The sequence below is a fragment of the Dysgonomonas sp. GY617 genome, assembly GCF_015233815.1.
Lineage (GTDB): Bacteria > Bacteroidota > Bacteroidia > Bacteroidales > Dysgonomonadaceae > Dysgonomonas_A.
This window is the reverse complement of sequence record NZ_JADCLR010000003.1, coordinates 191,846-205,272: the sequence shown is the minus strand read 5'-3', so window position 1 is coordinate 205,272 and position 13,427 is coordinate 191,846. Positions and strand designations below refer to the sequence as shown.

Sequence of the window (13,427 nt, the reverse complement as noted above, 5' to 3'; positions counted from 1 at the left end):
TCAGTCTTTTATTGAATATACATTTAACTAACTTGACTATATGACCTATTGTGAATTTGTAAATAATCTGACAGAAGATGATAATAATCCTAATAAGGATTATCATAACAATCATTATGGATTCCCTATCACTGATGATAATGAGTTGTTTGAAAGATTAGTTCTCGAAATTAATCAAGCAGGATTAAGTTGGCTAACAATACTTAAGAAGCAAAGTAATTTCAAAAAAGCTTACGATAATTTTAATATAATTACTGTTGCTAATTATACTGATAAGGATATTGAGCGATTGCTTAATGATACAGGAATCATTCGGAATAAATTGAAAATTAATGCAGCAATACATAATGCTAAAGTAATTATAGAGCTGCAGAATGAATTCGGGTCATTTAAAAATTGGATAGACACCAATCATCCTAAAACAAAGGAAGAATGGGTTAAGCTTTTCAAGAAGACATTTAAATTTACAGGAGGAGAAATAGTTAATGAGTTTTTGATGAGTACTGGTTATTTAGGAGGGGCACACGATCAGGATTGCCCAATCCACAATAAAGTACTGGAACTAAAACCTGCATGGAGTACTAAAAACTAGTTAGTATATCTTTATAATAAATGTATATGGATATAAATACTCTGGATCAATATGAAGAATCAGCAATAAAAGTAATCGAAAAGAAAAAAAACTTTTGGAAATTCTGGAAATAGTTGGATTAAATTTGTTTGGCAAAGAAAATATACTCTCAATTCGCTTCTGTTGATTGCCTAAAAACATAACTTAGCGATATACACTCTTATAGAAATACCTTGATAAATGTTTCCAATTAGTTATATTTGATAGCTTTTTATATCTTTATTGTTCTAATTGACTAAAAGACCCTAATAGAATATGCCCGTAACACTACCCGATAACCTGCCTGCAATAGAAATTCTTAAGAAAGAGAATATATTTGTAATGACTCAGCTTAGAGCTAAAGAGCAAGATATACGTCCATTAAAAGTACTTATACTTAATCTGATGCCTATAAAAATAGCTGCGGAAACAGACTTAGTTCGCTTACTATCGAATACTCCATTGCAAATAGAAGTTGATTTTTTGAAACTTTCGACTCACCAATCAAAGAATACACCTATAGAACATATGGAAACATTCTATAAGGAGTTTAATGATGTGCGTAATAGTAATTATGATGGACTCATTGTTACTGGTGCACCTGTGGAGTTGATGGAATTTGAGGAAGTAACTTATTGGCCTGAGGTTTCAGCTGTGTTTGATTGGGCACGTAATCATGTAACATCCACATTTTATATATGTTGGGCTGCACAAGCTGCTTTGTATAATGCATACGGAGTACCTAAACATTTGATGGCAGAAAAAACATTCGGAGTATTCAAGCATACAATCAATGATAGAAGTTTCCCTTTATTCAGAGGGTTTGATGATGAGTTTTATGCACCTCATAGTCGTCATACTGAGATTAGACGAGAGGATATAGAGAAACATCCTGATCTGGAAATATTGGCTGAATCTGACGAAGCGGGTATATATATAGTTGTAGGACGTGGAGGTCGAGAGTTTTATGTAACAGGACATTCAGAGTATGCACTCTATACTTTACATAACGAATATGTACGCGATTTGGAGAAAGATTTGCCAATAAGCATACCTAAGCATTATTATAAACACGATGATCCTAGTTTAAAACCGATTTCTCGTTGGACTGGTCATGGTAATTTGTTATTTAACAATTGGATTAATTATTTTTTATATCAGGAAACACCATTCGATTTGTCTCAGATCAAAGAATTGGAAAATTTAAAGCCTACTCGAGAATAAGGTCTTGACCTATTTCTTACTTTGGCAAGCAGAACAGTAATAACCTGTTATAATCAGAAAGTATGCATTAAATACTTTCTTTTACTTGATAAAACAAATAATTCAGATAAAATAAAAAAGCAGCTTCATTTTTATAATGAAGCTGCTTTTTACATTATTATACTTTAGCTTAAAGTTCTTTTGTTATTTCAGCTTTCAGTACTTGTACTGAGCAATCTTTAAATAAGCTTTGTGGTATATCAAAAGTAACTCCGTTATTTACTTTTGAAAACGAAATAGGCATATCTGATTCAAGAACCACACAATTCTTAATAGTTAAAACATCAAATGGTAAATCAACTTTACCAGTAGCATTAGTCAAACTAATATATAGATAGTGCTTATTGTTTTCTGATTTCTGAGCCAAATAAACACCAGTAGGAGTTTCAACCTTTACAGGTTTTGTTCCGTATATAGATTCTTGATTAGGAATCATCCATGCACCCATTTCTCTCAAACGACGGGTTGCAGCTTTAGGGAATGTTCCATCGGGCTTGGGTCCGATATTCAAAAGGTAATTTCCTCCTTTTGATACATTGTTTACTAAATAGCCAAGCATTTCAGAAGCAGGTTTCCATGCATAATCTTTGGCATGCCATCCCCAAGAATGTACCATCGTTGCGGGAGTTTGCCAAGGTTTATCAAGCATCTTTTCAGGATATTGATTATCGTGCATTTCTAGAAAATCAATATTATCCCCAGGGTTTAGATAAGATATACGTCCGTTAATCAAACACTTCGAACTGTTTTCACGTACAAGAGCAATCAATTCGTCTCGACGTTTATCTGTGATGTGTGTTGGCCAATCCCATGTATCGAACCATAATAAGTCAGGATCGAAATTGACTAATAACTCTTTCACTTGTGGCAGAGATTTTTCTTGCCAGTATTTTTCGAACTGATCATCTGGAATCATTGTCATCCAGTTAGGCATTCCTCCACCCGGATATTCCCAATCTTGCCAATGTGAGTAATAGAATCCGTATTTAATTCCATATTTTTTACATGCAGCTACCAGTTCTGCCAGAATATCTCTTTTGAAAGGTGTATTGGTAACTTTGAAATCTGATACTTTAGTATCCCACAACGCAAAACCATCGTGATGCTTTGATGTAATTACAAAATAACGCATCCCCGCATTTTTAGCTTCTGCAATCCATGCATCTGCATCAAAATCGACAGGATTAAATGTTTGAGCCAGCTTTTGGTATTCACTACCTGGTATTTCCAAGCGCATTTGAATCCATTCTGCATACCATGTATTTCCATTTTCTAGAGTACTATCGGGCAATGTTCTGTTTTTGTAACTTCCTTCAAGCATAGAATAAAGTCCCCAATGGATAAACATACCAAATTTGGCATCTTTAAACCATTCAGCCTTTTGGGGATCGAGTGATAGTGATTTATTCTGAGCAAACGTAAGATTTGCACATATACATAAACCAATAATAATACTGAGAGATCGACGCATCATATATTACTGTTTTAGATTTTAAGGTCATAGACCTAGTGATTAGTTTATTTCGGTTTTATAATAGATTTAGTAAGATTAGTGGAATCTCAAAGTTAATAAATTATCAAAATTAGTAGTGTTAATGCCTATCTAAAATTAATAGATACTATTTTCGATATATAGTAATGTATATTATAATAACTAAGTCTGAGTGTATTATTTATATAAAAAGAAAAAGCATGCGATTCTTTTAAATGGTAAATTTTAAACTTACCCCATCAACATAAATTCCTTTAGATATATTGACTTTTAGTTTCACACCTCCCGAGAGGCTATAGATATCTTCATCTCTAAATGTAATATCCTTATCTATAATATGTGTTGCAATACTTAAGATCATAGTATATAAGCGATTCGTATCAAGACCAGAATCGATAATTTCTATTTCGGGTTTTCCAAAATTAAATAATCCATACGTATATGCATCAATACCACTAGCAGTAGAGCGTAGTCCTATGTATATCCATGCAGATATAGGAATTCTATTCATCTTTAAATCGTCAACAGCCGATAGATAATGATCTTTATGTAATAATAATGTTTCGTTGCCTTGATAGATAGCGATACAGTTTTCGGATGTGATAAGAATTGAACAAAGCAATTTACTGAGAATTGTGAAACGTTCTATTTGAGTTTTTTCACCTCCTAAAATAGATACAATGGCGTGACCTGTATGCTTTTCTAGTTCTTTGGCTGCATCTCTCCAAACGTATGCATAGGGAATCACTTCGTCAAGCTCTTCTTTAGGGATAGGAATAGGCATGTTCCCCAAAGCGATGGTTAATCCATCTATTTCGAAAGCAGCAGTTTCGTTATCTCCTTCGATATTTGAAACATTCAGGCCCCAAAAACCTTTAAGATTCTCTACAACTTTATCTAATTTGAGAGAGCCTCCATTTATAAATATAGGCATTGCTAAAAGTACTTTCTCTTTTCTGTCTTGCTCGATAGTTTGTATTTCTACTTTTTTGTTTTTACTCCTAAAAAAACTAAATAATCCCATAATTGATGTGTAATTTTGAAGATAACCCTTTCGTTCGAATGAGTTAGATAAACATTTTATCATACTAAGGTAAACATTTTTCAGAAATAAAAGAGTCTACTTTACTTAGAAGGGCTTTAATTAGTTAAAGCATTCTTTATAAATTGTTAATTTGAAGCTTGTTATTAAACTTTTCATATGTATAGACTGTTTTAAAGTTACATATATAAATAACAGATTCATAACTTAATACAATCCCTCCATGAAGACAAATGATACAAGAAAAATAAAAGAAGGCGACGTTTTATTTAGTGTCGATCCCCAAAGGTTGGTAATCGCCACAACAAATGTAACACAAGTCAAAAATGGTTATGGAAAGGTTTCTGTTCGTCATTCTTTCTCTTCTGAAGAAGAATCAATTCCTATCGAGAATTTTCCCGTAGAATGTCATGGCCTGCTTTTATTTAAAACTCAAGATGAAGCGGAAGAATTTATAAAAACACAGATTGGTATTTAACCATTTTAATGTCTCTCTATTTAGAGAGACATTTTTTATTCTCTAGTGTCAAAGTTCCTCCTTATTTTATATTAATGATTAATATATTCTTACCTTTGCGCCCTTATATTATTTTCCCATAAAGTAAGTAGATAGAAATGAAAGGTAAAGAAAAGGGCTCAGTATTTTCGATATTGATTCTATTAGGTGTGTCACATATGTTTAATGATACACTACAAAATTTAGTACAAGCAGTATATCCGATGATAAAGGAGTCGCTGGCACTAAACTTTAGTCAGATTGGTATAATTACTCTAGTATATCAAATGGCAGCATCTATCTTTCAACCTATTATTGGTGCATATACCGATAGAAAACCACAACCCTACTCTCTTCCGATAGGTATGACATTTACTATGATTGGAATCTTTTCTTTGGCTTTTGCTTCAGAGTTTACTCATGTTTTATTTTCCGTTTTCTTTTGTGGAATCGGTTCTTCTATATTTCATCCCGAGGCTAGTCGATTGGCACACATGGCTTCCGGAGGTAAACGTGGTTTAGCCCAATCTATTTTTCAGGTAGGTGGTAATTTTGGTGGTTCATTAGGTCCTCTTTTGGCTGCTCTGTTTATAGCGCCTTACGGACAACAAAATATAGCATGGTTTTCGATAATCTCTCTTGTTTCTATTGGGGTGATGTTGTATATAAGCAAATGGTACAAACACCGTCTGCTTTATATTAAAGCCAATGCTCTTCCTAAAGAAGAATCTAAAGTGGAAAAACGAGGAGGTGTACTAACAAAAAAAGTAGTGTTTACACTGTCCATTCTTTTATTGCTGATCTTCTCAAAATATGTATATATGTCGAGCCTTACCAGCTTTTATACTTTTTATTTGATCGAAAAGTTTGGCGTTAGTATTGGTCAGTCTCAGGTATATCTTTTTATATTCTTATTTGCTGTTGCGGCAGGAACATTCTTAGGCGGACCTATCGGAGACCGTTTTGGACGTAAATACGTTATTTGGTTTTCTATATTAGGTGCAGCACCGTTTGCTCTGATAATGCCTTATGCTGATTTAATATGGACTTGTATTCTGAGTGTTATTATAGGTCTTGTCCTTTCTTCCGCATTCTCGGCTATTTTGGTTTATGCTCAAGAGCTTCTACCCGGAAAAGAAGGTTTGATCGGAGGATTATTTTTTGGACTAGCTTTTGGTATTGCAGGTATATCTTCCGCTATATTTGGTAATATGGCAGATAAGCATGGTATTGAATATATTTATCATATTGCAGCATTCATGCCACTAATTGGTTTAATAGCAGGATTACTGCCCAATAATAAGGCAACTGCTATTGAAAAGGAATAACAAAGAAAGTTTTAATATTACTTTTAGAGTCATAGTAGGCAGTTGTTATTATATTTACCCAAGTAACAAGAAGGCCTGAGGTTTTATATTTTGAAGTTAAAAAATAAGTCAATTGATAAACGCTCGTAAAATTGAATTACTCGCTCCTGCGAAAAATCTCGAATGTGGTATCGAAGCCATAAATCATGGTGCAGATGCTGTGTATATAGGCGCACCTAAGTTTAGTGCTCGTGCTGCTGCCGGAAATACTCTGGACGATATACAAGCACTAGCTCAGTATGCTCATCAGTTTAATGCACGTGTGTATGTGGCACTAAACACTATCGTTAAAGATGAAGAGCTGGAAGAGACAGAAAAACTAATCTGGGATTTATACAACGCAAAGGTAGATGCAGTGATTATTCAGGATATGGGTATAACTATGCTTAACCTACCTCCTATTCCACTACATGCGAGTACACAAAATGATAATAGAACGGCTGATAAAGCTAAATTTTTAGAGGAGGCTGGCTTCTCTCAGGTTGTGTTAGCTCGTGAGCTGACAATGAGTGAAATTAAAGCTATCTATTCCGAAATATCAGTACCTCTCGAAGCTTTTGTACATGGAGCATTGTGTGTGTGTTATAGCGGGCAATGTTATTTAAGTGAGGCGATATCTAAGCGAAGTGCCAACCGTGGTTCGTGTGCTCAATTTTGCCGTTTACCTTATACTCTTTTAGATAATGAAGGTAAAACGGTGGTGCAAAAGAAGCATTTATTATCGATGAAAGATTTGAATTTATCTGAGCATCTGGAAGAGATGATTGATGCCGGAGTAAGTTCGCTAAAGATAGAAGGCAGGTTAAAAGACCTGTCGTATGTGAAGAATGTGGTAACTTATTATAGGCAAAAATTAGATAAGATACTTGCTCGCCGTCCTGAATATATAAGAGCATCATCGGGAAAGAGTACTTACACTTTTACGCCTAATCTCGAAAAAAGTTTTAATAGAGGTTATACCGAATACTTTTTTAATGGTCGGACACCTGATATGTGGTCTATTGATTCCCCTAAATCCATTGGCGAACCTATTGGAAAGATAAAAGATGTGTTTGATCGTTTCTTTACTCTATCGGGTACAAAATTATTAAGTAATGGAGATGGCCTTTGTTTTCTGACAGAAAATAAAGAATTACAAGGAATCAGGGTTAACAGAATAGAGGGGGAGAAAGTTTTTCCTGCCGAAAATCATCTTTCGCTCCGAAAAGGTACTTTTGTATATCGTAATTACGATCATGAATTTGAGAAAATTCTCAGCAAAAAATCTGCTGAGCGTAAAATTGATATCACTATTTCTCTTGAAGAAACTAACACTGGTTTTAGATTGAAGATTGAAGATGAAGATGGAATATCAGCATTTTTAGAAGTTGAGTTGAATAAAGAAACGGCTCAGAAAAATCAAACGGATAATCTAAAAAATAATTTAAGCAAAACAGGTAATACTATTTTTAATGTAACTGAAGTTAAATTGCATTTATTAGGTAATTGGTTTATACCGGCTTCACTTATTACAGATTGGAGGCGTAAACTCGTTGACAGTCTATTGAACGAACGTATATCATCTCATATTATAGAAGAAGTTAGTCACAAGCAAACTACACATGCTTTTCCTACAAAAAATATTACTTATCTAGGTAATGTAATGAATAAGAAAAGCGAACTTTTTTATGCACAACACCAATCGGTTGTTCAAGAACTTGCTTTTGAAAAGAAGCAACAAAAGGCTGTTCCTTTGATGTTTACTCGTCACTGTATTAAGCAGTCTATGGGCTGGTGTCCTAAGGAAACATCTACTCGCCCACCCTATAAAGAACCATTTTACTTGCTTTATAATGCAACCAAATTGCGACTTGAGTTTGATTGCAAAAATTGTGAAATGAAGGTTTTTGATAGCTAATGATTTTATTTTTTCTCTACCGTTGAAAAAGATGCAGAATATCTTATCACTCTAAGATTGATTAGTATATTATGTTCTAAGCTATTGCTTATTCTTTTCTTATAATTTGAATATAAAAGTTTGATGTTTATTTGTTTTATTTAAAAATCTCTCTATATTTGAGGTGTATTAATGAAATAATACACTAAAACATTGATGACTTATGATAAACATTACTAATCTAAGTTTTAATTACAAGAGCAATTTGCCGATTTTCAATAATGTCTCTTTTTCTTTAAAGAATGGCATATATGGGTTACTAGGTGAAAACGGTGTTGGTAAAACAACATTGCTACACATTATTAGTGGGCTTCGTTTCCCGAAAAATGGAAATTGTAGAGTTTTGAATTACGAATCAGCGTATAGGAAACCTGCAATGCTATCTCAATTGTATTTTCTTCCGGAGGAGTTTCAGACACCGTCTATGTCTGTTGAGACTTATGCAAAATACAATGCTGTATTTTATCCTAATTTCAGCAAAGAACAATTTAACTTTTATCTCAGCGAATTTCAGGTTGATAGGGAAAAGAATATGATGGAAATGTCATTTGGACAGAGAAAAAAAGCAATGATTGCGTTTGCTCTAGCTTTAAATACTCCCATTGTGTTATTAGATGAGCCGACTAATGGGCTTGACATACCTTCAAAAGCTCAATTCAGAAGGATATTATCATCTTTGTTTACAGAAGACAAATGTGTGATTATATCTACACATCAGGTTAGGGATCTTGAAAATTTAATTGATCCGATTATTATTCTGGATCAGAATCAAGTCCTTATTAATAATACAGTTGAAGAAATAACACAGAAGCTATATTTCTCATACACTCCATCGAAGCCTCACGAAGCTTTATATACAGAGCAAATATTGCAGGGATATTCTTCAGTACAAATAAACGAGAATCAAAAAGAGAGTATTCTAAATATTGAAGCTCTGTTTAATGCTGCAATATCTAATAAAGCCAAAATGAGAGAATTATTTAATGCCTAAAATTACGAATTATGAATAATACGTTTAATCTGAAACGATTCATGTATTTAGAAATATATGATTTTGTAAAATCGAAAAATCAAATGCTACTAATAGTAGGCTCTATTGTTATAGTATATGTATTAGCTATCTTATCTAATTCTTTGGAGAGCTTCCGTGTATTTCCTAAGCTTATTAACTTAGTCCCTGTATTGGCTCTTGTAATAATTATTGTGTCGCCTTGTATTTTAGTCTCTAAATTAGATAAGTATACTGGCACCTTTCAATATACGCTCCCCGTATCTAATTTTGAACGTTTACTAAGTTTAGGACTTAAGTATGTACTAATAATTCCATTATTATGCCTGTCAACAGTCTTTTTGCTAAAGTTGATTTCTCCATTTTTTGTTCCTGATTCTCAAGTCCTTTTGTATAAAACAACTTTAAGTATCGATAGCTATTTGAATCTTCTAATCTTTGGCTTTCAGGCAATATTTTTACTTGGTTATTTCTATTTCAGAAAATTGGCGATTATAAAAGTTCCCATTGCCTTATTTCTATTTTTTATGCTACTTCAATTCGTTAGTGTGATCTCAGTGCGATACACGATGAATACTCAGATAAGTTATAGCGTTTTTGATTTATTACAACCTCTGAAATATTATAATCAGTGGATTGATGGATCCAATTCTATTGTAAGTGTTTGTAATGCTATAATAAAGAGTGTATTTCCTTTTGGTTTATGGATTGTGATTTATTTTAAACTCAAAGAAACTGAAATTTAAGCATATGGATTTTAAATCTAACAAACCGATATATCTTCAAATTGTTGATTTTTGTTTTCAAAAAATTCTGTTAAAAGAATGGCTGGAAGACGATAGAATCCCTTCGGTTAGGGAGCTTGGCTCTCTTTTGCAAGTAAATCCTAATACAGCTATGCGTGCTTTCGAATATATGCAAACTGCTGATATAATCTATCTGAAAAGAGGTACAGGATATTTTGTGCAGAAAGGAGCTATAAAGCAAGTCTTAAAATTGCAGAAAGATGAATTTTTTGAAAATGTTTTACCTGAGACATTCGAATCTATGGAACTTCTGGATATTAGTATGGATGAAGTTATTGAAAAGTATAAGAAATATAAAAACAAATAGTTATGAAAAAGTATGGCAATAAAATATTATTCTTTCTCTGTTCGTTAATCGTGATCTGTGTAGCTGTAGAATCAACTCAGTTGATAGAAGCTTATGATAATCATCAACGATATAACCAACAAAAACAAAAAGAATGGAAGGATCGGTATAAGGAAGATATTAGAAAAGAAATAATAAAGGATGAAAACGATCAATAATAAAAAGGTGCAGCATAAATTTCGATAATTTATGCTGCATACTGTATTCTGATTAATAAGACCATAGCCTCATTTTTAATGATAATTGAGGTTTGTGATGATATTTATACTTTATATCTTTAATAGAGGATAGTTTTCTCTTTTATAGGTCATCATCAAGAGTCATTTTATAGACATTTATAAGGATATGTCTTGACTTTTTAGATAACTTTTTTTTGCCGCCACCTGATAAGTCCAGACCTGAAGGAGTCACTAATCCATCAACACGATTTGAAGTGTTGCCAAAACTCCAATGCCCTAAATTAAATACAGGAACAACATAGCCGTCAGGTAATTTATTTATAGGATCTTTTCCTGTGTATTTTGTTACATGTGGGCTGATCTTATAATTCTTGTCTATATCTACATCTAGTACAGAACCCATTCTAGATTTTTTATAATATTCAAGAAGATCATCATCTTCATCTTTAGAGTCCAAAGGAGATTGTTTCATTGTAGAACCAGGTGCTGATAATTTAGGTTTTACCTGTTTTAGCAATTCCTTTTTCATATCATCTTTAATATATGATTTAAGGCTTTGAGCATTTATTGAAACCGAGATTATTAAAAGAACAAAGCTCGTTACATATCTCTGATGAAAGTCCATTTTTTGTATTTTCTATTTGTACAAAACTAATAAAAGAGTATGTTGCTTTATATACAAAAAAGTTAAGGTTACATAAGCTTTACATCTATAAATGTTAATTAGTAAATCTGTTAAAATATAGTTATTTTAGAGAATGTTCATAATAAGAAAAAGCAACTTGATTCAAGAGTTACTTTTCATTATTATGACATCTTGATGATCTATTTTTTATTTAATTCTTAATGTGTCAGCCATTCTAAATTAAACTGATAATGAATGCCGCTACTGAGTAAATGTATCATATTATCAGGCGATTGTGTCGCAGCTAGATATCCACGAGGCTCGGCATGAGTATTGTCCATTAGGAAATGTCCAGTCCATGCTTGTCCGTATAATAAACGTTCTTTACCATCGGTAATTAATTTCTTTACTGGCCAGGTTTTTCCTTCATCCCACGAAAGGGCTGCATATGCACCATATCCAATAAACTCCTTTCCTTCTGAATCAATAAATATCATACCTTCCTCTCCATCATTTTTTAAGCGGTACGGATGATGAGTAAATGATATTACCATCAAAGGTCCTTCATGAAGTCTCATCAGAACTAAACGTTGTCCTCCATCTATTGGAGGTAATTCTGATGCTGTATATTCCCAAGTTTGCCCCATATCAGATGAAATACTCATTGGCATACGAAGTAGTCCTTCTATATTTTTGATAGCATCGCCTCGTCCTAAAGCCATTAGATTACCATCTTTCAACTCTACAATACCAGCATGTATTCCGGCAATATTACTCCCCGTTCCTCTTTCTGTAAAATCATTCGGAATTCCACTATTCGGATCATACCATGTTGTACCACCATCTTTACTTATATGAATTGCTGTTCCTCCTTCTCCCTCAGGGGTTGCATCGGCAGCTTGTATTAGCCATCCTTTGGATGTTTGAATAGTGCCAGATATTACTTGATTTCGTTTACCATGTTCAGGCACTATCATTCTTGGTTTATCCCATGTTGCTCCATTATCTGTACTTATACGTTGTACTATGGCTAGATTTTGCCAATCGCCTGCGGCTTCTACCCCATTGAAATACATTAAAGTATCTCCACCTTTATTAAATAGAGCGGAGCCAGTCATATTGCGATCGGGGACTTTGAAAAATCGGGATGCAGGTTCCCATTGATCTTTTCCTTGTCTCAATCTACTACCTATAATCTCTATACCTCTTCCGTTCTCTTGATCAGCAGTAAACCATACAGCCAATAAATCGCCATTATTACACCACGTTATAGTTGGGCAATGATCATGTGAATAAAAAGGAGTTCCCGATTTGCAATCTGGATTAATTACATATCTCACAGGTTCTTTGAATTTTGGTGTAGTTTCTTTTGTCCAGATATGTCTCTTTTGATCTATATTCAGCATATTTTCAGGTATTGGAGATTGACTCGTATATACTTTGCTATCAGGATAATCTGCTTGTACAACCCTAAACCCTGTAAGCCAATGTTTATCTTCGGGAATCATAGCCATCCGATTTGCAGATCTAAGGTAGTCTGTTGGAGTACCATGACTCCCTCCACGTGTAACTCTAAATAAACCTTCTTTACCTCCTAATGGATCAATCACATCTTCTTTAGATGAGTATGGAGCATACCAGTCATAACACCATTCTTCTACATTACCATGCATATCATATAACCCAAAACTATTTGGAGTGCTTTGACCTACTTGTAAAGAAACTGCTACAGGATCACGGTATAAATTTTGATTCTTAAGAAAAGAATTAGGCAGATAGTCTCCCGTGTAAAAGAGAGAATAAGTACCAGCTCTGCAAGCATACTCCCACTCTGCTTCTGTGGGTAGTCGATATGTCTTCCCTTCCTTTTTAGATAACCATTTGCAAAAAGCAATAGCATCTAAATAGTTTACATATATAACAGCGTCATCATCTTTTGTAGATAATCCATATTTTCCTCTATATTGAGAGTGAGATGGATCAAATTGTTCATACTGAATGTTTGTAATTTCAGTTACTCCCATTTTGAAAGGTTTGCTTATAGTCACCTTATGCATAGGCGCTTCGTCGTAGTTTTCACCTTTACCCTCACCCATCCAAAAATACCCTGCGGGTATTTCTGTCAGGTTTATTCCTATGATGTTTATTTCTGTTTGAGCACAGAGTCCACTATTAAAAATAGCAAGTGTGATTAATGAGAAAATTTTATTCATAATATGATATAAGATCTGAGACTTTTCGTAAAAACAAATATAA

13 protein-coding genes are annotated in these 13,427 nt (G+C 33.6%); 9 read left to right on the top strand and 4 right to left on the bottom strand.

Annotation, left to right across the window (positions count from 1 at the left end):
* Window positions 1-40: 40 nt before the first annotated feature.
* Both IR022_RS05035 and metA read left to right on the top strand, forming a co-directional pair.
* Window positions 41-592: a DNA-3-methyladenine glycosylase I gene (locus IR022_RS05035; RefSeq protein WP_194202865.1), complete on the top strand. Its 552-nt coding sequence runs from the start codon at window positions 41-43 to the stop codon at window positions 590-592.
* A 294-nt stretch (window positions 593-886) separates the two neighbouring features.
* Window positions 887-1,834, top strand: coding sequence for a homoserine O-succinyltransferase (gene metA, locus IR022_RS05030; RefSeq protein ID WP_050711436.1), 948 nt, complete (start codon window positions 887-889; stop codon window positions 1,832-1,834).
* 169 nt (window positions 1,835-2,003) lie between these two features.
* Here metA and IR022_RS05025 read toward each other — a convergent pair whose 3' ends face one another.
* On the bottom strand, window positions 2,004-3,347 hold the full coding sequence (locus tag IR022_RS05025; protein ID WP_242053067.1) for an alpha-L-fucosidase: 1,344 nt from the start codon (window positions 3,345-3,347) through the stop codon (window positions 2,004-2,006).
* Between the two features lie 229 nt (window positions 3,348-3,576).
* A complete protein-coding gene (locus IR022_RS05020; protein WP_194202864.1) occupies window positions 3,577-4,452 on the bottom strand; it encodes a DUF4261 domain-containing protein in 876 nt (291 codons plus the stop codon).
* Window positions 4,453-4,630: 178 nt separating this feature from the next.
* Here IR022_RS05020 and IR022_RS05015 point away from each other — a divergent pair, with 178 nt between their 5' ends.
* From IR022_RS05015 to IR022_RS04985, 7 genes are all read left to right on the top strand, one after another.
* Entirely contained in the window at window positions 4,631-4,885 is a 255-nt protein-coding gene (locus IR022_RS05015; RefSeq protein WP_050708817.1) for a hypothetical protein, read from the top strand.
* Between the two features lie 137 nt (window positions 4,886-5,022).
* Window positions 5,023-6,231, top strand: a complete 1,209-nt coding sequence (locus tag IR022_RS05010) for an MFS transporter (protein WP_194202863.1) — start codon at window positions 5,023-5,025, stop codon at window positions 6,229-6,231.
* 112 nt (window positions 6,232-6,343) lie between these two features.
* Window positions 6,344-8,167 (top strand): peptidase U32 family protein, encoded by a 1,824-nt coding sequence (locus IR022_RS05005; protein WP_194202862.1) that lies wholly within the window; start codon window positions 6,344-6,346, stop codon window positions 8,165-8,167.
* 202 nt (window positions 8,168-8,369) lie between these two features.
* Complete coding sequence (locus IR022_RS05000; protein ID WP_194202861.1) at window positions 8,370-9,197, top strand: ATP-binding cassette domain-containing protein; 828 nt, start codon at window positions 8,370-8,372, stop codon at window positions 9,195-9,197.
* 11 nt (window positions 9,198-9,208) lie between these two features.
* Window positions 9,209-9,961 (top strand): hypothetical protein, encoded by a 753-nt coding sequence (locus IR022_RS04995; protein WP_194202860.1) that lies wholly within the window; start codon window positions 9,209-9,211, stop codon window positions 9,959-9,961.
* A gap of 4 nt (window positions 9,962-9,965) precedes the next feature.
* Window positions 9,966-10,328 (top strand): GntR family transcriptional regulator, encoded by a 363-nt coding sequence (locus IR022_RS04990; protein ID WP_194202859.1) that lies wholly within the window; start codon window positions 9,966-9,968, stop codon window positions 10,326-10,328.
* A gap of 2 nt (window positions 10,329-10,330) precedes the next feature.
* Window positions 10,331-10,525, top strand: coding sequence for a hypothetical protein (locus tag IR022_RS04985; protein WP_194202858.1), 195 nt, complete (start codon window positions 10,331-10,333; stop codon window positions 10,523-10,525).
* Window positions 10,526-10,667: 142 nt separating this feature from the next.
* On the opposite strand, the gene IR022_RS04980 is transcribed toward IR022_RS04985, so the two are convergent.
* Together IR022_RS04980 and IR022_RS04975 are read right to left on the bottom strand one after the other, a co-directional pair.
* Window positions 10,668-11,171, bottom strand: coding sequence for a hypothetical protein (locus IR022_RS04980; protein ID WP_194202857.1), 504 nt, complete (start codon window positions 11,169-11,171; stop codon window positions 10,668-10,670).
* Between the two features lie 218 nt (window positions 11,172-11,389).
* A complete protein-coding gene (locus IR022_RS04975; protein WP_194202856.1) occupies window positions 11,390-13,384 on the bottom strand; it encodes an SUMF1/EgtB/PvdO family nonheme iron enzyme in 1,995 nt (664 codons plus the stop codon).
* Window positions 13,385-13,427: the final 43 nt, after the last annotated feature.